Annotated in this window: 16 protein-coding genes; 3 read left to right on the plus strand and 13 right to left on the minus strand. The window is 61.4% G+C overall.

What is annotated here, in order from left to right; all coding sequences use genetic code 11:
• Positions 1-276 (plus strand): integrase core domain-containing protein (locus tag H145_RS0114895; RefSeq protein ID WP_019946365.1); only part of this gene is annotated, 276 nt, incomplete at its 5' end.
• 348 nt (positions 277-624) lie between these two features.
• On the opposite strand, the gene H145_RS0114905 is transcribed toward H145_RS0114895, so the two are convergent.
• From H145_RS0114905 to H145_RS0114960, 11 genes are all read right to left on the minus strand, one after another.
• Positions 625-1,674 (minus strand): hypothetical protein, encoded by a 1,050-nt coding sequence (locus tag H145_RS0114905; RefSeq protein WP_019948962.1) that lies wholly within the window; start codon positions 1,672-1,674, stop codon positions 625-627.
• A gap of 2 nt (positions 1,675-1,676) precedes the next feature.
• Complete coding sequence (locus H145_RS0114910; protein WP_071595205.1) at positions 1,677-2,960, minus strand: site-specific integrase; 1,284 nt, start codon at positions 2,958-2,960, stop codon at positions 1,677-1,679.
• Between the two features lie 282 nt (positions 2,961-3,242).
• Complete coding sequence (locus H145_RS0114915) at positions 3,243-3,671, minus strand: helix-turn-helix domain-containing protein (protein WP_019948964.1); 429 nt, start codon at positions 3,669-3,671, stop codon at positions 3,243-3,245.
• 29 nt (positions 3,672-3,700) lie between these two features.
• On the minus strand, positions 3,701-5,101 hold the full coding sequence (locus H145_RS0114920) for an alpha-amylase family glycosyl hydrolase (protein ID WP_019948965.1): 1,401 nt from the start codon (positions 5,099-5,101) through the stop codon (positions 3,701-3,703).
• 55 nt (positions 5,102-5,156) lie between these two features.
• Complete coding sequence (locus H145_RS0114925; RefSeq protein ID WP_019948966.1) at positions 5,157-7,280, minus strand: glycoside hydrolase family 97 protein; 2,124 nt, start codon at positions 7,278-7,280, stop codon at positions 5,157-5,159.
• A 35-nt stretch (positions 7,281-7,315) separates the two neighbouring features.
• On the minus strand, positions 7,316-8,734 hold the full coding sequence (locus H145_RS0114930) for an alpha-amylase family glycosyl hydrolase (RefSeq protein ID WP_019948967.1): 1,419 nt from the start codon (positions 8,732-8,734) through the stop codon (positions 7,316-7,318).
• A gap of 95 nt (positions 8,735-8,829) precedes the next feature.
• Positions 8,830-10,017, minus strand: a complete 1,188-nt coding sequence (locus H145_RS0114935) for a T9SS type A sorting domain-containing protein (protein ID WP_019948968.1) — start codon at positions 10,015-10,017, stop codon at positions 8,830-8,832.
• A 137-nt stretch (positions 10,018-10,154) separates the two neighbouring features.
• Positions 10,155-11,801, minus strand: coding sequence for a RagB/SusD family nutrient uptake outer membrane protein (locus H145_RS0114940; protein WP_019948969.1), 1,647 nt, complete (start codon positions 11,799-11,801; stop codon positions 10,155-10,157).
• Between the two features lie 101 nt (positions 11,802-11,902).
• Positions 11,903-14,992 (minus strand): SusC/RagA family TonB-linked outer membrane protein, encoded by a 3,090-nt coding sequence (locus H145_RS0114945; protein ID WP_019948970.1) that lies wholly within the window; start codon positions 14,990-14,992, stop codon positions 11,903-11,905.
• Positions 14,993-15,324: 332 nt separating this feature from the next.
• Positions 15,325-16,923 (minus strand): DUF6377 domain-containing protein, encoded by a 1,599-nt coding sequence (locus tag H145_RS0114955; RefSeq protein WP_019948972.1) that lies wholly within the window; start codon positions 16,921-16,923, stop codon positions 15,325-15,327.
• A gap of 190 nt (positions 16,924-17,113) precedes the next feature.
• Positions 17,114-17,596, minus strand: a complete 483-nt coding sequence (locus H145_RS0114960) for a GAF domain-containing protein (protein WP_019948973.1) — start codon at positions 17,594-17,596, stop codon at positions 17,114-17,116.
• A 314-nt stretch (positions 17,597-17,910) separates the two neighbouring features.
• On the opposite strand from H145_RS0114960, the gene H145_RS0114965 reads away from it, so the two are divergent.
• Together H145_RS0114965 and H145_RS0114970 are read left to right on the plus strand one after the other, a co-directional pair.
• Positions 17,911-18,438, plus strand: a complete 528-nt coding sequence (locus tag H145_RS0114965) for a dihydrofolate reductase family protein (protein WP_019948974.1) — start codon at positions 17,911-17,913, stop codon at positions 18,436-18,438.
• A 69-nt stretch (positions 18,439-18,507) separates the two neighbouring features.
• Positions 18,508-19,416 carry a carboxypeptidase-like regulatory domain-containing protein gene (locus H145_RS0114970; RefSeq protein WP_019948975.1) on the plus strand — a complete coding sequence of 303 codons (909 nt, stop codon included), beginning with the start codon at positions 18,508-18,510 and terminating at the stop codon, positions 19,414-19,416.
• Between the two features lie 72 nt (positions 19,417-19,488).
• Here the strand turns inward: H145_RS0114970 and H145_RS0114975 are convergent, their stop codons facing one another.
• Both H145_RS0114975 and H145_RS0114980 read right to left on the minus strand, forming a co-directional pair.
• Positions 19,489-20,169 (minus strand): phosphatidylserine decarboxylase family protein, encoded by a 681-nt coding sequence (locus H145_RS0114975; protein WP_019948976.1) that lies wholly within the window; start codon positions 20,167-20,169, stop codon positions 19,489-19,491.
• A gap of 328 nt (positions 20,170-20,497) precedes the next feature.
• On the minus strand, positions 20,498-21,793 hold the full coding sequence (locus H145_RS0114980) for a Glu/Leu/Phe/Val family dehydrogenase (RefSeq protein ID WP_019948977.1): 1,296 nt from the start codon (positions 21,791-21,793) through the stop codon (positions 20,498-20,500).
• Positions 21,794-21,912 lie beyond the last annotated feature (119 nt).

Below are 21,912 nucleotides of genomic sequence, written 5' to 3' on the forward strand. Positions count from 1 at the left end.
CGCTTCAAAGACCTGGTGGCCCAACAGGGCGCCCTGCAAAGCATGAGCCGGCGCGGCAACTGCTACGACAACGCCCACGCCGAATCATTTTGGAGCCGCTTCAAAGCCGAACTGCTCGACGGCGGCTCCTTCCCTGGCCTAGCCGAAGCCCGGCTCGAAATCAGCCACCACATTGCCTATTACAACGCGGAACGCCGGCATTCCGCCCTCAATTACCAGTCGCCAAACCACTTCGAAACACAACTCCAAACAACGTCCCAACTCTGTCCAGCTTAGCTAGACCACCTCATGGTACGGCAGCATTCCCCTACGCTTGTAGTCGTGAATTGTGGCCTGACATACATCAAGCAACCTCGCCGCCTCGCGTACTGTTAGCAGTTCCTCGGCTTCGGGGGCTGGGGCCGCAGATTCTGCCAGAAGCTGGCCTAGCTCAAACCGCAGCATCGGGCGGAACATCTCTAGCAACTCTTCTGGGGTTGCGCTAATCAAAGTTTGCATTTGAACCGTCATTCTGGGGAATACCAATCCAGTGCGTCCGGAAAGGCTGTGCAGTAATGACGATGCAATTTGAGCCCATCCAATGGGCCAAAACGGGCCGACCCGAAAAGACCCGTCCCGGCCTGTTTACTTATCGGATGTGGGCGTTTTCAATGCTTGTGCTGCAAATCCTTCCAGCTCATTGTATATCTTCTCAACCTTTGTCCCTCTAACTGGGCGACGAGTTACGAGGTCAACATCTTCGCGGCCTATATCAGTTATTCTTGACTTACTTACACGTGCTTTAAACGTGCTCCTAATTACCCTTTCCCCCTCAGCAGCAGTCAAGTCAGCTAAAAAGCCCCGAAGTTTTAACGCCCAAAACAAACTAGCCCAAGCCCCCGGTTTTGCAGCAGGCTTCGGTTGCTCTTCTTTAAAGTCATATAGGCCCAAGTGCTTATTACCTAACAATGCGTTTAGCAGGTCGGGGGTAAATCCTCCTGTTAGCGAATTGTATAAGTCGCCATAATCAGGCCCTGAGTTTGAGGTATCCACGGCAGGCCTCTCGGGCCTAGTGCCTTTAGATATCCTTTCCTCTCTGCTTTTTTTCCTCGCTTCTCGCGCCCGTTCATCCCTCCGCATTTTAGCAGCCATTGCATCTATTGCAGGAGCCTCTTTCAGAAGGTTATCGGCTATCCTCAGCTTTTCGTGTAGAGCTTCCGAAATATGTATCTGTTCGGCGCTATTCTCTTTCGTAATGGGTGTCGAAGCGCTTTCTATTACTTCCAAATGCAGCTTCTTGGTAGCAGTGAGTACGTCGAATGTGGCAGGAAACTGTAATCTCCTGTATTCAACGGCCATAGATAACAGCCCTTCATTGGGGGTGAGTTGCTTAGTCGGGTCAGTAACAAACAACCGGTCGACCATTTCCCGAATGCTTTCACTTTCCCACCTCAGCACTTCTCCTAACCGTGGGTCGTCCTCTGGAATACCAGCGGCATCTACGCAAGCGAAAAGCCTATCCTCGGTGAACAAGTGAGCAAATGGGCTTTCCTCGTCGCAGTAGTAGATGATGAACCTTAGCCATACATCATCTGCCCCGCTACCGTAATCGGCAAAGGGTTGGTGATAGGATAAGTGAGGAAATACTTCCAAAACCTTATCCTCCCGGCGAATTCCTGAAATATCATACATCATAACTATATGGCTTTCGCGTCGGATGCGACGGGCATTTCATGGAAACGGGCAAACTCCTCGGCCACTCGCTGGGGCGTGAGGTTCACGTACCGCTGAAATGATTTATACGACGTGTGGCCGGTCAGCTTCATTACAAACTCGGCACTCATGCCCTTGCCAAGATTCAGGGTTACGAACGTGCGGCGGGCGGTGTGAACGGTCAGCTTCTCATACTTGGGGCAAGTCGTTACGTCGGCAACCCCGCCCCGGTACCGGATAACTTCAACCGGCGAATCAATCCCAGCTAGTTGGCCCAGTTCTTTCAGAAAGCGGTTTAGTACCGGATTGGTGATGGGCTGATTTTTCAGTGTGTCCAGCTCATTCGCCAGCAGCCGGTTTACGATTGTCAGAGCGGCGGCACTCAGGGGCACATTCACCACGGCGCGGGTCTTCTTGGCGGTCAGGCGTAGGTGGGCCGGTAGCTTCTCGGTGGCGGGCCGTAGGTGCTGGGGCCGGATGCTCACTAGGTCGGAGTAGCGCAGGCCAGTATAGCAGGCCAGCAGGAACCAGGCGCGGCCCTTTTCCAGCCGGGAGCCAACGGCCAGCGGCAAGGCTTCCAAAGCGGCCAGCTCGGCCGTGCTCAGGGCTATTACGTCCGGCTCCCTACGCGCCCAGCTAACCCGGTCAAGCGCGGTGCTTTCGGTATACCCCCGTTTCCCGGCCCACTTCATAAAAGCCTTGAGCCGCCCCAAGTGTTTGTTGATGGTGTTATCCGTCAGGTGGGCCTCGTTCAATAGGTAAGCGGCCCAACGGTCACCCATTGTTGGAGTGAGGGTGTCGTAGTCGATAGCGTAACCGTTGGCCTCGGCAAACTCCCGAAGGTGGCGGCCAGCGGTGGCGTGGGCTTGGGCCGTGCGAACGGTGCCAGCGGCGCGGGTGTAATTCACCCACTCGTCGTAATGCTGCCAGAACATTTGCGGTGCCTTCGCTGCCGGCACGGGCTCCTCGGCTTCTTCTGTTTCGGCAAGTGCCCGCAGCTCTGTCACCGTGGGCGCGGTGCCAGCGGCGGCGTGGGTATCATAGCAGGTAGTAAGCCGCTCTGTCAGCAGTTCCAGCCAATCATTTACGGCACCGTTGCGGGAAAAGCCCCTCGTCAGGGCGCGGCGCTCCTTCGCGTCCCACTGCTTGGGGTGAATTGAGCGGTTGGCGTACACCTTCACCCGTCGCCCGTTGAAGCTGAGGAAGCAGAAGATGGGCGTGGGCTTGTCTGCGCTAGGGGCAGAGAGCAGGAACGATATTTTAGCCATATTGGAGCAGCTTTATTGCCACTCCCAAGGTATGAAAACTTGTCCCATGTAGGACGGTATCTAGGACAAATATTCCGATTGAATCAGACTTTGTCCTACCTAACCCGATTGCCTCAACCAAGAAAACAGCCTCATTGGCTAAATAGAGCCGCTTTATTGTCGGTCTGCATACTGCCTTAGATTGCGGGTTGCAATCCAGTCCCCGCTACCTAGCCAAACGACCCGGTTGCCTCACGGCAGCCGGGTCGTTTCTTTTTGTGCTTACCAGAACCGTAGGGCCATTCAGGATGCCTCGGATTTCAGCTGGCGCAGGGCCTTGGCCACCGTAACGGTGCTGATGGAGCGGGCTATGCCCCGGCCGACCAGATGGCCAGCCAACCGCTGCAACGACCAGCGCCGCCCGCCCGGCCGGGCCGTCAGGCGGGCCAGCTCTCCGATAACTGCCGGCGTGAGCTTGGTGGGCGCCCCGCCCGGACTGGCCCCGCCCAGGTAGGCCACCAGGCCCTGCCGCCGGAAGGCGCGCCGCAGCGCATACACCCGGTACTCGGGCAGTTCCAGCTGGCGGGCCGTTTCGGCCCCGGTCAGGCCCGCGTCCCAGCAGCGCAGCACCTCGGCCCGGCTGTCTGCACCGCCGCCGGGGCACGCCAGGTACTCGTGCAGCAAGTGGCGCTGCTCTAGGCTCAGTACCAACGTGTCGCGGCGGCGGCTCATCGTAGGAGAGGACAGTTTTTCGTGAAAGGCTACTTTTTCAATACCAGATAACCGTGGGCCGGCAGGCTGATGGTTGAGCCCACCTGGTAGGCTCCGCCGCTCAGGGCATCGGTCCAGGCGGAGTTGGCCAGCGCGGTGGGCACGGTGTATTGCACGGGCACACTACGCACGTTGGCCACCACGAAAGCCTGCTCGGAGCCGGCGGTTTTGGTGAAAGCGCAGACGTCGGCGGTGCTGTAGGCCGAAGGGGTGCCGTGGCGCAAAGCGGCGCTGGCGGCACGGGCCCGCAGCAGGCGCTTATATTCCTTCGTGATTTCGGGGCGGGCATCCCAGCGTACTTTCACGTCGGTGAAGGGAAAGGGAATGGCCGTGGTCATGCCCGCTTCCTGGCCGTTATACACCATCGGCACGCCCTTGAAGCAGGAGGCTACCACGAAGGCCGACATAGCCGCCGCGTCGCCGCCGAACACGGTAATGGGCGTCCCGTCGGAGCCGTTCACGTCGTGGTTGGTGGTGTAGCGCACCACCTGTTGGGTGCCGGTGGCCCCCACATACTCGGTGTTGTTGAGCGTAGTAAAAGTAGTGGCCGCTACCCCGTTGCGGTACACGTTTTTGAGGCCGTCGTAAAAGGGGAAGCCAAAATTATAGTCGAAGCCGGCCGTGAAGTTGCCGGGGCGGGTACCCTCGGCCAGCAGCAGCAGCTTGTGGCTCCTGATGTTGCGCAGCGTGTCAACGGCCTGCTGCCAGAAATCAACCGGGGGCGCATCGGCGTAGTCGCAGCGGAAGCCATCGACGTTGGCCGTGTACACCCACGATTTCATGGCCGCAATCATTTCCAGCCGCATGGGCTGGCTGCTGAAGTTGAGCTGGGCTACGTCGGTGTAGTTGGTATTGGGCGGGCTGAGAATGGTGCCGCTGGCGTCGCGCAGGTACCAGTCGGGATGTTGCGTAACCCAGGCGTGGTCGAAGGCCGTGTGGTTTGCTACCCAGTCGAGCATTACGGCCATCTGGCGGGCGTGGGCGGCATCAACCAGCTTGCGCAAATCGTCGAACGAGCCAAATTCGGCGCCCACGGCCCGGTAGTCGCGCACGGCATAGGGCGAGTTCACGCCCCGTAGGCTGCCTACTGGGTAAATCGGCATCAAATACAGTACGTTCACGCCCAGGCCCTTAATCGAGTCGATGCGAGCCAGCACGCCGGCAAAGTTGCCCGCCTGGCTGAAGGCCCGCATGTTCACCTGGTAAATGGCCGCGTCCTGGCGGTCGGGTACCCCGGCGAAGGGCGTGCCGTACTGGGCGGGCGGCGGCGTGGTGGTTACCGGCGGCAGCGGAGCCGGCGGCTGGGGCACGTCGGGCCGGCAGGCGCCCAGCAGCGCGGCGGCCGTCAGCAGCAGGATCGGATTTTTATAAGTGGTCGGGAAAAAAGTCATGCGGATAAAGTTGAGAAGGTAAGAAGTTGCCCCGCCCGTGCCGGAGGGGCCAGCGCTATTTCAGCGGCTTGATGCTCACGGCCGCGCCGCCACCGGCGGCCAGCTGGAGTTTCAGGGTCGATTTGCTGGTCACTTTGAGTTTGCGAATCTGGTAGGCCATCGGGTTCTGGTCCCAGCTGGCGTCCTTGCCATCGGCGTAAATGGTGGCCTCGTAGCGGCGGCCGGGCGTCAGGAAATCCAGCCGCACATCCTGGCGGCGGGCGTTTTCGTCGCTGATGCTGCCCACGTACCACTCGTCGCGGCCTTTGGCCTGGCGGGCAATGGTGAGGTAGTCGCCCGGCTCGGCGGCCACAATGCGGGTATCGTCCCAGTCCACGGGCACATCCTTGATAAACTGAAAGGCGTCGGGGTGCTGCTCGTAGGCTTCGGGCAGGTCGGCGGCCATTTGCAGCGGCGAGTACATCGTCACGTACAGGGCCAGCTGCTTGGCCAGGGTGGTATGCACCTGCCGGCCCTTGTTGGCGGCCGGGTTCCAGGGTTCCAGCTTGATTTGAAAGATGCCGGGCGTGTAGTCCATCGGGCCGCCCATCAGGCGGGTAAAGGGCAGAATGGTTTCGTGCTCGGGCGGGTTGCCGGTGCTCCAGGCGTTGAACTCGTTGCCCCGGGCGGCCTCGTTGGCCATCCAGTTGGGGTAGGTGCGGTGCAGGCCGGTGGGCCGCACCGACTCGTGCATGTCCACCATAATGTGGTGGGCGGCCGTTTGCTGGGCCGTGCGCACGTAGTGGTTCACCATCCACTGTCCGTCGTGGTGCTCGCCGCGCGGGATGATGCGGCCCACGTAGCCGGTTTTGAGGGCGTCGTAGTTGTGGGCCTTCATGAAGCGGTAAGCCTCGTCCTGACGCCGCTCGTAGTTGGTTACCGAGGCCGACGTTTCGTGGTGCATCATCAGCTGCACGCCCTTGCCGGCGGCGTAGCTTTGCAGCCCGGCCACATCGAAATCGGGGTAAGGCGTCACGAAGTCGAAGACCTCCTCCTTCCAATTGTTGGCCCAGTCTTCCCAGCCCACGTTCCAGCCTTCCACCAGCACGCTGGCCAGGCTGTGTTTAGCGGCAAAATCAATATAGCGCTTCACGTTGGCGGTATTGGCGCCGTGGCGGCCGTTGGGTTTGAGCGCGTTCCAGTCGGTGCCGGCCAGCTTGATGTTGGAGGTGTCGGCGTAGTTCCAGGTAGCGCGGTTGACGTGCATCTCCCACCACACGCCCACAAATTTCTGGGGCTTTATCCAGCTGGTATCTTTGATTTTGCTGGGCTCATTCAGATTGAGAATGAGCTTGCTGGCCAGCACGTCGGGCGCCTTATCGCTCACGACCAGCGTGCGCCAGGGCGTGTGCTCGGGGGCCTGCAGATAGGCCGCCGCCCCGGTGGCCGAGGGCACCAGCTGGGCCGTAAGGCCGAACGTTTTGGTATCCACGCTGAGCATCATGGCCGGGTAGTTCACCAGCGCGGCCTCATGAATATTGATATACAGCCCGTCGTCGGACTTGAGCATGAGCGGCGTTTGCACCCGCGTGGGAGCCGCTTTCTGCTGAATGGGCTCGATGGGCGTGGTATCCACCTCGCTCAGGCGCGAGGTGGTGTAGGCATATTCATTGGAGTCGTAGTCGCCCGGAATCCAGAAGGCTTTGTGGTTGGCGGGCAGGTTGAACTCGGTCAGCTCGCGCTGCACCACGAAGTAGGCCAGGTTGGGCTGGCGCGGAAACTCGTAGCGGAAGCCCACGCCGTCGGCAAACACCCGAAACACCACGTCGAGCAGGCGGCCGGGGGCCTGGGGCTGGCGCAGGTGCACCGTCAGCTGCTGGTAGTGGTTGCGGATGGTCTTCACCTCGCCCCACACCGGCTGCCAGGTTTCGTCGGTGCTCGTCAGCTCGCTGCCCACCAGCTCCAGCGCCCCCTCAAAGCCCGGACTGCCGGCCAGCTCCAGGCCCAGCCGCGAAGGGTTCACTACGGTTTTGGGGCCGTACTGCACGGCGTAGGTAAGCCGGCCGCCGGGGGCCAGGGCCACCGTCAGGCCCACCTGGCCCAGGCGGGCCGTGAGCGGGGCGGTGGTAGTGGCGGTGGGTTGGGCCAGCGCCACGTGGCCGGCAAACAGGGTCAGAAAGGCAATAAAAAAGAACTTCATGCAAATAAATAAAGGGCAAAGAAGAGTCAGACCGCTTAGCGGCCCGACTCGTGGCGCAGTACCAGGTACTGAAACGGCTGCAGGGTGAGCGTGGCCGGCAGGTCGGCGGCGGCGGTGCCAGCGAAGGCCTCTACCCAGCCCGCGCGGCTCAGCCCGGCCGGCAGGGCGTAGGCAACGGGCCGGTCGCGCAGGTTTACCAGCGTCAGCACTTTTTCGGCGCCCAGCGTTTTGGTGAAGGCGCACACATCGGCGCTGCTGAAGCTGCTGAGCTGGCCGCGGCGCAGGGCCCGGCTACGGTTGCGCAGGCCCAGCAGGCGCTTGTATTCGGCAGTGAGGGCGGGGTTGGGCGTCCAGACGATGGGGCGGCGCGCCCCCATAAATGGCACGCGTTGCGCGTAGCCTACCTCCTGCCCGTTGTACACCATCGGCACGGCTTTCATGTAGGCGGCCACCACGAAGGCGGCCATGGCGCCCCGCTCGCCGCCGAACATTTCCTGGGGCGTACCATCCCAGGCGTTCAGATCGTGGTTGGAGGTGTAGCGCACCATGCGGGCCTCGGGCGGGGCGTCGCGGTACTCCACGGCATTCAGCGAGTCGAGCACCTGCACGCTCCGGCCGTGCTCCAGAATGTCGTGGCGCATTACCTGAATGAAGGGGAAATCGTAATCGAGCTGGAAGCCGGCCTTAAAAAAGTGCTTCTCCTTGCTGCCTTCGGCCAGCATTAGCAGCTTATGGCTTTTGATGGATTTCAGGCTGCCAATAGCCTCGGTGAAAAACTCGTAAGTAGGCCCGTCGGCGTAATCGAACCGGAACCCGTCGATGTTGGCCTGGAACACCCAGTAACGCAGGGCCTGAGTCATGGCGGTGCGCAGTTGGGGATTCTGAAAGTCTAGCTGCACGATGTCTTTCCACTCCGGAATCGGGTTGCGCATCTGGCCCTGAGCGTCGCGCACGTACCAGTCGGGGTGCTCCGTAATCCAGGCGTGGTCCCAGCTGGTATGGTTGCCTACCCAGTCGAGCAGCACGGCCATGCGGCGGGCATGGATGGCATCAACGAGTTGGCGGAGGTCGTTCAAATCGCCAAACTCGGGGTTGACGCTGGTGTAGTCGCGCACGGCGAAGGGCGAGTCCACAGCCCGGAGCTGGCCAATCGGAAAAATCGGCATCAGGTACACCACGTTCACTCCCAGCGCCCGAATCGAATCCAGCCGGGGCAAAATCGCGCGAAAAGTGCCCTCCGGGCTAAACCCGCGCATGTTTATCTGGTAGATAACCGCGTCGGGGGCGTCGGGCACCGCCGTAAAGGGCTGGCCATATTGGGCCGGGTCGCGGTAGGCGGGGGGCCGGGTGGGGCGGGCAACGGCCCGCGACCGGGCGGCCGGGGCCTTTTGCGCGGCCACTACGCCGGGTAAGGCCAGCGTTATCAGTAGTGCAAGCAGAACAGGTATTTTCATAGAAAGCGAAGAAGCAAGAGCAGTGCCGGCCAGCCGGCCGCGTCGCCACCGCCCAAACCAACAGGCCCGGGCGGTGGCGACGGTGTGCGGGGCCGTTAGCGCGTTACGGCCAGGCGGCGGGTGGCTACTTTGTCGCCCACCCGCACGTTTACCAGATAGGTGCCCGCAGCCAGGTCACCGGTGGCAACGGTCAGCTCGTGGGTACCTACCGGCTGGCGGGCATCCAGCAGCGTCCGCACCTCGTGGCCCACCAGGTCGAGCACGCGCACCGATACGGGCTGGGAGCCGTCCTGCACCCGGTAGGCAATGGTCGATTTGCCGGCCGAAGGGTTGGGGAACACGCTCAGGGCTACTACGGCCTCATCGGCCTTGCGCACGCTGGTAACTACCACGCTCACGGTGGCGGCCTGCAGGCCAGGGAACTTCACCTGGTCGGTGAAATCGGGGCTATAGCCAATGTTTTTGTTGCCGCCCGTGTTAGTGCCGTCGCCGGCCGTTTCCGGAATGATGTCCGACGACCAGAAAGCGTCGCCGCTCACGTAGCCGGCAAACAGCTTCACGATGGAAGCGCCCGAGGGCAGACCCAGGGCCGTGCGGCTGAACTCGTATTCCAGTGCATAAGAGCCGGCGCCACCGCCGTTGTCGTTGCCAGGGTTGGTTTCAATGTTGCCCGTGGGAGCTAGGTAAGCCACTTTAGTGCCCGCGAAGGGCGCGTAAACGCCGGTAGTAGCCGAACCCGGAATGGAATTCACTTTCCCATCGGTGGTAATGGCAGCCCCGCCCCCAATGGTTTTCGCCACGCCCGTAGTCGCGGTGTAAATGGCCGCCTGCACGTCGCCGTTGCCGGTGGTGGCAATAGCCACGTCGGCCTCCAGGTCCAGCTTGGTACCGCCAATGCTGTGGATGGCCCCGTCGCCGGCCGTGAAGGTGCCGAATACCGTTGATGGCCCGGCAATGGAGGGCAGCCCCGTGCCTACCGGAACCCCGCTCTTACCTGGCAGGTCCATATAGAGCTGGAAGTTGTTGTTGCCCTTCTCGATAGTGCCGGCCAGACTCACGTAGAGCTTATCGGTACTGTTAGCGGCGTACATGCGCAGCAGCCCCGCGAAGCCGAAGCCGGCATCACCCACGTGCTTGGGCGAAAACGCCCCCAACGACTGGTACTTACCAGCGCCAGTACCGATTTCTTCGGCCTTTACCACGCCATCGAGCGTGATTTGCGCCTGGGCGCTAAAGGCGGTGGCCAGCGTAGCGGCCAAAGCGAGAGTAGTGGTTTTTTTCATGGGAAGTAAGAAAAAGAAGGTGGGAAAAATGAAGCTAGTCGTTGATTAAAAACTACTGGCGGACAGCTATTTAGCTACTGACTTTTCAGCCAATCGGGAGCTAACGGCTAACAGCTGTCCGCTAACAGCTTAAATATTTAGTACCCTGGGTTCTGTACCAGCGTGGGGTTGGCCACGACGTCGGTGGAGGGGATGGGATACAGGTTAAGGTTGTCGGACACCGCTTTACCGCCCTTCACGCCACCTTTCCAGGGCCAGAGGTAGCTGCCCGAGGTGAACTTGCCGAAGCGCACCAGGTCGGTGCGGCGGGTGCCTTCCCAGTACAGCTCGCGGGCCCGCTCCCGCAGAATAAAGTCGGGGGCGGCCAGCTCGGTAGCCGTGATGCGGCCGTCGGTGGTGCCGGCCGCCACGTTGCCATAGGCCCGGTCGCGCAGCTCATTCACATAGCTCAGGGCTTTTTCCGCGGTGCCGCCCTGGCCGCCGCGCAGCACGGCTTCGGCGTACATCAGGTACACGTCGCCGAGGCGCAGCAGCGGGAAGTCGGTGTCCACGAACGTGCCGGTGGGGTCGTTGCCATCGGTGCCGTCCGATTTCTTGTTGGTCCACTTGGTTACGCCGTAGCCCTGGGAGAACTGGGTCAGGTCGTCGATTTCCAGGCTCTGGCCGGGCGTGAAGAACATGGCCCGGCTATCGAAGCCACTGGCCGGGTCGGGGAAAAGCAGGGGCAGGTTTTTGCGGGTGCGGTTGCCGGCCCAGCCGCTGCTCACGCCGAAGGCACTGCCCAGCATCCGGCCACCAATGGCCGCGTGTACCAGGTAGGTGGGGCCGCCGTAGCTTTGCGTCACCAGCCCGTCGCTGGTGATGGGGAAGATGATTTCGGAGCCCGCCACCACGTTGTTGTCGGCCCCGAACAGCAGCTGGTACTCGGGGGCCAGCTTGTAGCCCTCGCCCAGCACTTTGGTGCAGTAGCTCAGGCAGTCGGTGTAGCGGGCCGTGCCGGTGTACACTTCCGCGTTCAGGTAAAGCTTGGCCAGCAGCGCCTGGGCAGCGCCCTGGTCGGCGCGGCCGTACGGGCCCTGGCGGGCCGGGGTCAGCAGGGACTCAATATCCTTAAGCTCCTGCTCGATGTACGCAAACAGGTCGGCCCGCTTGATCTGGGGCGGCAGGTCCTTGCTTGGGGCGTTGGCCTCAGTTACGAAGGGCACATTGCCGTACAAATCGAGGGCGTGGTAGTAGGCCAGGGCCCGCAGAAACCGCGCCTCGGCCCGGTACAGGCGGGTTTTTTCGGCATCGGCCCCGCTAATGCCCCGGTCGCTGAGCTTGCCATCGGCCGTTTCGCGGATGAATTCGTTGCAGGCCGTTACCTCGTAGAAAATCCGGGTATAGCTGTTGTTAATCAGGTCGTTGCTCGACGTCCAGGTGGTCGTGTTCAGCTCCTGCAGCGGGCCGCTGTTCCAGGCCACCACGGCCTCGTCCGACACCAGCTCCTGCAGATACCAGTAGGCCCGCAGATACGACGTTTCGCCCTCGTCCTTGCCCTGGCCGGCAAACACGTCGGGACTGTCGGTGGTAGCTTGTCCGCTCAAGTTGAGGTTAGCGTAGAGCTTGGCCAGCACCCGCAGGTGGTTGGCCGGGTCGCGGTACACCGACTCCGTGTTGAGGTCGTAAAACGGCTCGCGGTCGAGGTCTTTTACGCAACCTGCCAGGCCACCGGCCAGCAGCGAGCCCGCCAGCGCCAGGGTAAGGGTGCCGCGCCGGGAGCGGGAATAGAAGGAGAAAGTCATTTCGTGGGTAGTTTTTGGTGGGTGGGTTTTGGGCAGTGGTTTGCAGCTGGGGGCTTGGCAGCTCAGGTTATCCACCTAAGCCCCGGCCGGTACTCTCTGCATCAAAAGCCCAGGTTGAGACCCAGCGTAACGGTGCGGGGGCGGGGGTAGAAGTTGGTATCGACGCCAAAGGCCTGCTCGGGGTCGAGGCCGCTGTAGCGGGTGAGCAGCAGCAGATTCTGGCCCGAGGCCGTCAGGCGCAGGGTGGTACCCTTGCGCACCAGCTCTCCGAAATCGTAGCCCAGCGTCACGTTTTGCAGGCGCACGAACGAGCCGTTTTCGAGGTAGATGTTGCTGTTGGGCTGGCCCGTTTTGAAGCCGGTTTCGTAGATGGCCGGCACCACGTTGGCCGCGTACTGCAGGCCGGTGTTGGTGCCGTAGTAGTTGCTCTGGCCCCCGGCAATGCCGTTGTACACGTAGTTGCCCACGTTCGAGCGCACCGTGAAAGCCAGGCTGGCCCGGCCGTAGTTCAGGTTGGAGCTGAAGCCGAAAATGGCTTTGGGAGCCGGCGACTTGCCATACACCTTATCCCGCTCGTTGATGATGCCGTCACCGTTCTGGTCGACGTACTGGCCCGTTGTGGGGCTGCCCGTGGGGCCTTCCAGGGGGCGGCCGTTTTCGCCGTAGCGCTGCTCGTAGAGAAAGAACGTGTTGGGCGCGTAGCCCACGGCATTTACCTGCACGAACTGGAAGTTGCCAATGCCGCCCGTCGGCGTGCCCCGGTAGCTGGGGTCGTTTACCTGGGTGAGCTTCGTTATTTTGCTCCGGTTGATGGTGGTGTTGAAATTCACCGACCAGTTCAACCGCTCGCCCCGCACCAGATCGTAGTTCAGGGCCAGCTCGACGCCCTTGTTCTCCAGGTTGCCGATGTTGGTGAGCAGAATATTGGAGTAGTTGCTGCCGGCGGCCACCGGAATCACGGCCAGCAAGTCCTTGGTGCGGCGCAGGTACACGTCAACCGAGCCGGTGAGGCGCTGACCGATAAAGCCGAAGTCGAGGCCGGCATTGTAGGTGGTCGTTTCCTCCCACTTCAGGTTGCGGTCGTAGGCGGCCGGCCGGTAGGTCAGCACGGTGTCCTGCCCAAAAATCTGACCCACCGAAGGCGCGCCGATGGCGTATTTGGCGAAGTACGGGTAGTCGCCGGCCACATCGGAAACTTCCTGCTGGCCCGTAATGCCATAGCCCACGCGCAGCTTCAGGTCGCTCACCGTTTCGTTGGTGGCCAGGAAGCTTTCCTTGTTAATGCGCCAGGCGGCCGACGCGGCCGGGAAGTAGCCCCAGCGCTTTTCGGGCCGGAAGTGCGACGAAGCATCGGCCCGCAGCGTACCCGTCAGCAGGTAGCGGTCCTGGTAGTTGTAGTTGGCCCGCCCGTAGAAGGAGAGCAGCGTGTACTGGGTTTTGAACGGCTTCTGGTCGGGCTGCAGCGGGTACAGTGGGGTGCCGTCAGCCTTGTAGGCGCGGCGGAAGGGCGAGTAGGTGTAGAAATCCTGGTACGAGTAGCCCGCCAGCGCCTCGATGCGGTGCACGCCCAGCTGCTTGGAGTAGTTGAGGTAGGTTTCGAGCAGCTTGTTGTCCTTGGACTGAGCGTAAGAAGTGTTCTGCCCGCCGGTGTTAAACGCCAGCGACGAGCTGGCTGGAATAAACACCGAGCCGTTGCTCCGGGTGATATCGTAGCCCAGGTTGATATTGGCGTGCAAGTCGGGCAGGAAGTGCAGCTTGTAGTCGAGCTGAATGTTACCGATGCTCCGCTTAACGGTGCTTCGGTCGCGCTTGTCGGTGAGCAGAGCTAGTGGGTTGCGGTCGGTCAGCGGGTTGGGGTTGATGCCGTTGGCTGGGTCGAGCCACTCGAAGTACCCCCCGAACTTGTCGTTGCCGCTGACCACAGGCTGGGTTGGGTTGAAGCGCACGGCCCCACCAATGGCGCCCTGGTCGGCGAAGCGGAAGTCGGCCCAGGTGCCTTTCACGTTGATATCGACCCGCAAATGGTCATCAAGCAGACGGGGCGAGAGGCCGATGGAGGCCGTGTTGCGCTTCAGGTTGTTGGTTTTCAGCGTGCCGTCCTGGCTCAAATAGCCCACCGATACCCGGTAGGGCACGTGGTAGGCGCTGCCGGTCAGGCTCACGTTATTGTCGGTGGTCCAAGCAGAATGGTAGATCTGGTCCTGCCAGTCGGTGTTGGCGTTGCCCAAGTAGGCGGCGCTGCCAGCCGGAATGGTGCCGTCGGCCACGGCCCGGTTCACCAGGTTGCGGTAGGCGTCGCCGCTCAGCACGTCCACTTTGCCGTAGTTGGTTGCCCGCGATACCTGGGAACTGACCAGCACCCGCATCTTCTCGCCGTCGACGCCTTTTTTGGTCGTCACGAGAATAACGCCATTGGATGCCCGCGAGCCGTAAATGGCCGTGGCCGAGGCATCTTTGAGCACGGTAAACGTCTCGATATCCTGGGGGTTGATGAGGGCCAGCACGTTGCCGGCGCCAGCCACGCCCTGGTTGCTCACGGGCACTCCGTCAATCACAATCAGCGGGTCGTTGCTGGCGTTCAGCGACGAGCCGCCCCGGATGCGGATGGTGCTCACCTCGCCGGGCGCCCCGCCGCCGCTCGTAATCTGCACGCCGGCCAGCTTGCCCTGAATGAGCTGCTCGGGGGCCGTTACCTGGCCCTGCACAAAGTCCTTGGCCGATACGGTGGCTACGGCGCCGGTTACGTCCTGGCGGCGCTGGGTGCCGTAGCCGACTACCACAGCTTCGTTGAGCAGGGTGGCGTTTTCGCTCAGTGTGCCATTGAGCACCAGGTTCTGGCCGGCAGTGCTGGTGAAGGGCAGCCGCACCGTGTTGTAGCCGACGAACGAGAGCACCAGCACATGCGAACCGGCCGGCACGTTGCGGATAATAAACTGGCCATCGGCATCAGTCGAGCTGCCCAGCGTGGTGCCTTCCACCAGCGCCGTTACGCCCGGCACGGGCTGGCCGCCAGCATCCGTCACCCGGCCGCTGATGCTGCCGTCGGCTGCTGCGGTTTGGTAGACGGGCAGCGGAGCCGTGAAGGAAGGGGCAGCGGCCGCCGGAACTGCCAGCAGCAGCGCCGCGGCGGGCAGCAGCAGGCCTGGGGTTAGCGGTCGGCGGGCAGAGAAGCGCGGTAAGATTGGCGTCATAAAGTAGCGCAGAAAGCAGGGTGGGAATGGTTACCGCTCCGGCCGGGCACCGCTTGGGCTGCCAGCCGGAACTATCCAAAGCAACTCCCCCTTCCACACAACTAAAACTTATCAAAAGCCAATCAAGAAAATATCAAGCAACTCAAGATATATCTCATTTATTATCAACAAGATGATTTCAAAAACGTAAGCCAGAATATAGAAAGAATATAGCCGGTTTTCCGCCTGACTTCCGGCCACCCGGGCGCACTTTACCCGAATAGTGAGTGCTGACTTACCCCGCCAAATCACGCCCTGCGCAACTCACCCGGCCGCCCCGGTGCGGCGGGCGGCTACAGGGCGGGCAGGCCCTGCACGCGGGCTTCAAACTCCTCGTTGGGCACCAACGCCCGGTTCTTCACCCGCGTTTTGTAGGTGTAGATGGTGTTGATGGAGTAACCCAGCATCCGGCTGATTTGCTCGCTGTCGGTGATGCCGAGGCGGATGAGGGCAAAAATGCGCAGCTCCGTATTCAGCAGGTGGTCGTCGGGCAGCTGCACCTGGTCGTCGGGGCCGAAGAAGCCGTTGAACTGCTCGATGAAGTGCGGGAACAGCCGCAGAAAAACCGCGTCGAAGCCGCGCAGCAGCTCGTTGCGCTCCTGCTTGATGTTGAGGCCATTGGTCAGCTTCTGCACTGCCGCGTACTGCTTGTTGGCCAGCTGGTTGTCGAGGGTTTTCTTGAGCCCTTCCAGCTTGTCGATGTACTGCGAGTTGTGGTGGAAGTAGTAGGCCAGGTATTCCTCCTTGATTTTGTTGGCCTCGTTGAGCCCCTCGTTGAGCTGGCGCAACTCGTGGTTGCGAAGGCGCAGCTCATTGTTGGTGGCCGAAATCAGCCGGCCCGCCTTCTGAAGCTTGCGCAACTGCTTGAACGTGAGCACCGCGAAGCCGATAACTGAGGCGGCCAGCACCGTCATCAGGATGGCATACCAGCGCAGGGTTTTGCGCTGGCTCTCGATGATGTCGATTTTGCGCCCCTCAATCAACGACGATACCTGGCCGATTTCCAGCTGCCGCTGCCGGGCTTTGTAGAAGGCGGCGTTTTCGCGGGCCTCACGAATGAAGAGGTAGGCGTTTTCCAGGTCGCCGCGCCGGTAGCAGTAGTCGGAAAGCTGAAACATGGCCAGCGTTTCCTTGGTGGCCGATTTCACGTCGGCCAGCGCCGACACCAGCAGCAGTTCGAAGGCTTGCTCTTCCTCGCCGCGCAGCGAGTGAATAAAGGCCGTGGTGCTGGCACTTACGGCCAACTCGTGCAGCGAGAGGCCGGGCAGGCGACGAATCTGCTCGTACAAAGCCACGCCCTGGTCCAAGTTGTTGGTTTTGAGACTTCGCAGCTGCCGCATCGACAGTTGCTCGTAGGAGCCGGGGCGGCTGAACTGCAGGGCCGTATCGAGGTAGGCCAGCGAGCGGGCGTAGTAAGCCGGGCGGTACACCTCATCCTGATCGAAGTCGCCCAAGTCGCCGTAGGCGCGGGTTTTCAGGAAGTAGAAAGCCAGCTTATCGGCCCGGCTGAGCAGGGCCGGGTTGATAGTGTCGATGGTTTCGAAGGTCTCCTTGAACAAACCCGACGAAAGCAGCACGAAGGCCAGCCGCAGCTTGGCCGCTTCCAGCCGGGCCGGGTCGTGCAGCTGCCGGGCCAGCGCCGCCAGCCGCCGGCTGTAGGCAAAGGCCGAGTCGTACTTGAAGGTCTTGTACTCGTCGTAAATGCGCAGGCCTAAATCGAAGCGGGCGTTAGCGTCGCTCTTGGTTGAAGCATAGGCGGCAGTCAGCACCGAAATGCGGCTCCAGCGCTGCGCGTCGTATTGCTGTTGTTGCCGCAGGGCCTTTTTTAACTCGGTCAGCAGGCTGTCGGTCGGGCTCAGGGCGGCCCGGCCCGGCAGGCAATTCAGCAGCAAAAAGAAAAGGAAAACCAGACGCTTCGCCAAGGCCAGAAAGGATAATCACCGAACAGGGTAGTTATCAAAAGTAGCAAATACTTGCCGGGCCAACCTGACTCGGTAGGCCCCAGGCTACATTGGCCGGCTCTTTCGGCGCAGTCAGGCAAATCAGCGGTTGGCCTCGCAAAAAGCCGCACTCCGGCTCAGCTTAAAACCAGCCGGCGGCCAGTTGCGCGAGCTGCTCCAGCGCCTGCTGGTCGGTCGCATCGAAGTCGTTGAGCTGGTCACTGTCCACGTCGAGCACGGCCACTACGGCGCCGTTTTTCAGCACGGGTACCACGATTTCGGATTTTGAAGCCGAGCTGCAGGCGATGTGGCCGGGAAACTGCTCCACATCGGGCACGAGCAGGGTAGTAGCCTGGGCCCAGCTGCTGCCGCACACCCCTTTGCCGCGCCGGATGCGGGTGCAGGCAATGGGACCCTGGAAGGGGCCGAGCACCAGCTCATCGCCTTTCACCAAGTAGAAGCCTACCCAGAAAAAGCCAAAGGCCTGGTGCAGGGCGGCGGCGGTGTTGGCCAGGTTGGCCACCAGATCGGGTTCGCCGGTGGTCAGGGCTTCGAGCTGGGGCAGCAGCTGGCGGTATTGATCGGCTTTGCTGAGGGTAGTGTCGAGCAGGAGTTCTTCGGCCATGCGAAAGGGAGCGGAAAAATGAGCGGTAAGGCAGCCGGGTGCCGGCCGGGCACCGGGCAGATGCAGCTGCAAAGGTAAGGCCCGCGGCTGCTCCCGTAGTTCGCGCGACTACAGAAAAGCTACCAAATCTCGGCTGAAAAATGGAAATTAGCCCATCGGTACATTTCGCCGGGCCGGTTGCCCTGTTGCCCCACCAGCAGGATGCGCTGCCGCCGTGGCGGTGTCCGTGTCAGTAACCGGCCCGGCTTAAGTGGCCATTACGCCGTACGCTACCTGATTTTCGCTCTCCTCCCACAACCAAATCCCACCCCCGCATGCGCAAAGTTGTACTCTACATTGCCACCAGCCTCGACGGCTACATTGCCTCACCCGATGGCTCGGTGGAGTGGCTGCCCACCGCCGACCAGGACTATGGCTACGCCGATTTTCTGGCCAGCGCCGATGCCACGCTGCTCGGCCGCGGCACGTACGAGCAGATTCTTGATTCGGGTGCCTGGCCATATGGCAAGCTCACCAACTACGTGTTCAGCCGCCGCCCCCCGGTGGCAGAAGCGCATGCTTCGGTGCAGTTCGTCAGCGACGAGCCGGTGGAATTTGTGCGGGAGTTGCGCCAACAGCCCGGCCGCACCATCTGGCTGATTGGCGGCAGCACCTTGGCTTCGCCGCTGCTCACGGCCGGCCTGGTAGACGAGCTGATGTTGCTGGTGGTGCCGCGCGTGCTGGGCTCGGGCATTCCGCTCTGGCGCCACCAGGCGCAGCCCCAGACGCTGCAAATGCTCCGCACCCAAACCTGGCCCGACGGCACGGTACTGTTGCATTATAAGCTGCCCAAAAAAGATTGATGCGCACTGGTTGAATGCCTGGCAAACCAGCTAGCTTCACGGCTCCGCATCAACTGGTTTCCCGATTTCATGTCGCTTCCCTTCCGACCGCTCCTCGCCGCTACCTTGCTCGTAGCCGCGGCCCAGCCGCTCTACGCCCAACGCACCCTCACCGGCACCGTGCAGGACCCGCAAGGCGCCGCCGTGCCCTTTGCCGTGCTGGAGCTACCGGCCCAAAAGCTCGGCGTGCAGGCCGACGATGAGGGCCGCTTCTCGCTGCCGCTGCCCGCCGGCCTCACGCCCACCGACTCGCTGACCGTGTCGGCGCTGGGCTACGCGCGGCGACGGGTGCCAGTGCCGGCCGCAGCTACCGTTGCGTTGCGGCTGGCCGCGCTGCCCGTGTCGCTGAACGAGGTGGTAGTGCGTGGAACGCGGGCTGCGCCAACAGTGGCAGGGGCACAGCAGGTAAATGAGGCGTTTAGCTATAGTCAGTCGGCGCTTAGCAAGGAGAAAAATACGGGCTGGCAGATAGCGTACCGGATAGATTCTCCTCCCGCCGGCTACCTGGAGGCAGTAAAGTTTTTTATAAAGAAGAGAGGGTTAGGTAATTGTAAAGAGGGTTATCAGGCTCCTTTCCGCCTGCGCATCTATGGCCTCGATAGCCTCAATTCCCTGCCAGGACCCGATTTGTTGCTAACGTCCGTTGTAAGCGCCGCATCAAAACCGGGCTGGCACACCATAGATGTGCGACAGTTTAATATCCCGGTTCCGGCCAAAGGCTTTTACGTAGCTATGGAGTGGATATACACTGATGACCAATTTCTGTGCAACTACCAAACGCACGTGGAGGGTGCCCGCAAAGCCACGACCCGAACATCTTATGGCCAAATGCTGGCTGGTGCGCACTCATCTGGGCATACTTACTCTCACTCAGCCGGCCGGGGCTGGCGGAAATCAAGCGGTGCCGACGCCGCTATTCAGGTTCTTATTCAACCATAAGGCCTCAAAACCAGCAGCGGCGGCCCCCGAATCGGGAGCCGCCGCTGTTGCTATTTAGATGCCGCTAGATGCCTAAAACAGGCTAGCCGGTGGGGTTTTGAGTTGGGCGATGACGGTCTGGCCGCCTTTTACCTTCTCGCCAATCTCCACCTTGATTTCGGTGTCGAGGGGCACGAAGATGTCAACCCGCGAGCCGAACTTGATGAAGCCAAACTCCTCGCCCTGGCTGACCTCGTCGCCCTCGTTCACGTACCACACAATGCGCCGGGCCATAGCGCCGGCAATCTGTCGGAACAGCACCAGCGGGCCGGCTTCCGATTCTACCACCACCGTGGTACGCTCGTTTTTGGTGCTGCTTTTGGGGTGCCAGGCCACCAGGTAGTTGCCCGGGTGGTACTTGAAGTAGCGCACGATGCCCGAAATGGGGTTGCGGGTGATGTGCACGTTAATCGGCGACATGAATATGCTGATCTGCTTGCGCATATCGTCGAAGTACTCGGGCTCCATTACGTCCTCAATCACCACCACCTTGCCGTCGGCGGGGGCGATAATCAGGTCTTCGTGGGTGAACAGGCGGCGGGCCGGGCTGCGGAAAAACTGCAGCAGAATCAGGAACATGATAACCGAGATGCCCGCGAATACCTTGTTGAAACCGTCGTTTTCGGCGTTGTAGCGGAACAGCAGCAGGTTTACAGCCAGCAGGGCCAGCAGCGTAAAAAACAGAATCCGTCGTCCTTCCTTGTGGATTTTCATAAATCACTGATTTGCGCTGATTGGCCTGATGTCGCTGATTCAGGTGGCTCGGGCGGGCTGGTTTGATGGGCCGCCAGGCGTTGCGCGGGTTACTGCTTACGTTGAGTTGGCGGATTTCGATGGTAGAATAGCGCGCAGGCAGCCAAGCTACACAAAGATAGCCCGAACCAGCGGCTCGGGCTATCCGGAAACAAATATAGGCGCGTAAGGTGAAATGGTGAGATAGTGAAATGGTGAGTTGATGTTTTGAGAGCCCTAATTGCGCCACTTGCGCCGCCGGGACCCCGAAACATCAACTCACCATTTCACTATCTCACCATTTCACCGCTTAATAGCCGCCGCGGAACTTGTAGGTCTGGGCTACCTTATCGATGGCCACGATGTAGGCGGCGATGCGCATGGGCACGTCGTACTTGCGGCTGGTCTGGTACACCTTCTCGAAGGCATCGTTCATGATGCGGTCGGCGCGCTCAGTCACCATTTTCTCGCTCCACTTGAAGCCCTGCTTGTTCTGCACCCACTCGAAGTAGGAAACCGTTACGCCGCCCGAGTTGGCCAGAATGTCGGGCACCACCATAATGCCCTTCTCGTTGATGATGGGGTCGGCGGAGGCGGCGGTAGGGCCGTTGGCGCCCTCCACAATCAGCTTGGCTTTGATGTCGTGGGCGTTGTGCTCGGTGATGACGTCCTCGACGGCGGCCGGTACGAGCACGTCCACGTCGGTCGTGAGCAGGTCGTCGGCGTTTTCGAGCATCGTGGCGCCCTGGAAACCGTCGAGGCGGCCGGCGTGGGCGTTCTTGTAGGCAATGGCCTCGTCGATATCAATGCCGTTCTCGTTCCAGTACGCCCCGCTGATGTCGGACAGCGCCTTGATTTTCACGCCCTTCTCGCTCAGCAGCTTGGCCGCCCAGGCGCCCACGTTGCCAAAGCCCTGCACCGCCGCCGATACGTTGTGCGGGTCGAGGTCGAGCTTCTTGAGGGCCGCCATGGCAGCCACCATCACGCCGCGGCCGGTGGCCTCGGTGCGACCCAGCGAGCCGCCCATTACCAGCGGCTTGCCCGTTACCACGGCCGGCGAGGTGCCGCCCACGGTCTTCGAGAACTCGTCCATCAGCCAAGCCATCTCGCGCGGGCCCGTGCCCATGTCGGGGGCCGGAATGTCGCGGTCGGGACCGAATACGTCCTTCATGGCCAGCGTGTAGCCGCGGGTGAGGCGCTCCATTTCACCGGCGCTCATGGTGGCCGGCTCGCAGATAATGCCGCCCTTGGCGCCGCCGTACGGAATGTCCACCACGGCGCACTTCCAGGTCATCCAGGCCGCCAGGGCCTTCACCTCGTCGAGGTGCACGTTTTTGTCGTAGCGGATGCCGCCCTTGCTCGGGCCCAGAATGGTGTTGTGAATCACGCGGTAGCCCTCGAACACGCGCACCTTGCCGTTGTCCATGGTTACCGGAATGTGCACAATCACCTGCTTGTCGGCGGCCTTGAGGACCTCGTAGGTTTCCTCGTCGAGGCCCAGGATTTCAGCCGCCACATTAAAGCGCGACATCATCGATTCGAGCGGGTTTTCGGCATCAACGCGGGGGGCCGGCTCTTTGTACTTGTAGACCGTGGTAGCAGCCATACGGGGTGGGGGTTGGGTGGGGAAAATAAGGGAGCGGCCCCGCCAAAAAACGGAGCCGCGGGTGGAAATCAACGGCAAAGGTAGGCCTTTACTTTGGTGTGGGGAAGCCGGCCGCCCAG

The sequence above is a fragment of the Hymenobacter aerophilus DSM 13606 genome (genome assembly GCF_000382225.1).
GTDB lineage: Bacteria > Bacteroidota > Bacteroidia > Cytophagales > Hymenobacteraceae > Hymenobacter > Hymenobacter aerophilus.

What these genes read in the sequence shown, in the direction of transcription:
- H145_RS0114915 (WP_019948964.1), bottom strand. Translation starts at nt 3,671, where the DNA reads ATGAGCCGCCGCCGCGACACGTTGGTACTGAGCCTAGAGCAGCGCCAC.
- H145_RS0114920 (WP_019948965.1), bottom strand. Translation starts at nt 5,101, where the DNA reads ATGACTTTTTTCCCGACCACTTATAAAAATCCGATCCTGCTGCTGACG.
- H145_RS0114945 (WP_019948970.1), bottom strand. Translation starts at nt 14,992, where the DNA reads ATGACGCCAATCTTACCGCGCTTCTCTGCCCGCCGACCGCTAACCCCA.
- H145_RS0114960 (WP_019948973.1), bottom strand. Translation starts at nt 17,596, where the DNA reads ATGGCCGAAGAACTCCTGCTCGACACTACCCTCAGCAAAGCCGATCAA.
- H145_RS0114940 (WP_019948969.1), bottom strand. Translation starts at nt 11,801, where the DNA reads ATGACTTTCTCCTTCTATTCCCGCTCCCGGCGCGGCACCCTTACCCTG.
- H145_RS0114965 (WP_019948974.1), top strand. Translation starts at nt 17,911, where the DNA reads ATGCGCAAAGTTGTACTCTACATTGCCACCAGCCTCGACGGCTACATT.
- H145_RS0114910 (WP_071595205.1), bottom strand. Translation starts at nt 2,960, where the DNA reads ATGGCTAAAATATCGTTCCTGCTCTCTGCCCCTAGCGCAGACAAGCCC.
- H145_RS0114930 (WP_019948967.1), bottom strand. Translation starts at nt 8,734, where the DNA reads ATGAAAATACCTGTTCTGCTTGCACTACTGATAACGCTGGCCTTACCC.
- H145_RS0114970 (WP_019948975.1), top strand. Translation starts at nt 18,508, where the DNA reads ATGTCGCTTCCCTTCCGACCGCTCCTCGCCGCTACCTTGCTCGTAGCC.
- H145_RS0114975 (WP_019948976.1), bottom strand. Translation starts at nt 20,169, where the DNA reads ATGAAAATCCACAAGGAAGGACGACGGATTCTGTTTTTTACGCTGCTG.
- H145_RS0114980 (WP_019948977.1), bottom strand. Translation starts at nt 21,793, where the DNA reads ATGGCTGCTACCACGGTCTACAAGTACAAAGAGCCGGCCCCCCGCGTT.
- H145_RS0114935 (WP_019948968.1), bottom strand. Translation starts at nt 10,017, where the DNA reads ATGAAAAAAACCACTACTCTCGCTTTGGCCGCTACGCTGGCCACCGCC.
- H145_RS0114925 (WP_019948966.1), bottom strand. Translation starts at nt 7,280, where the DNA reads ATGAAGTTCTTTTTTATTGCCTTTCTGACCCTGTTTGCCGGCCACGTG.
- H145_RS0114905 (WP_019948962.1), bottom strand. Translation starts at nt 1,674, where the DNA reads ATGATGTATGATATTTCAGGAATTCGCCGGGAGGATAAGGTTTTGGAA.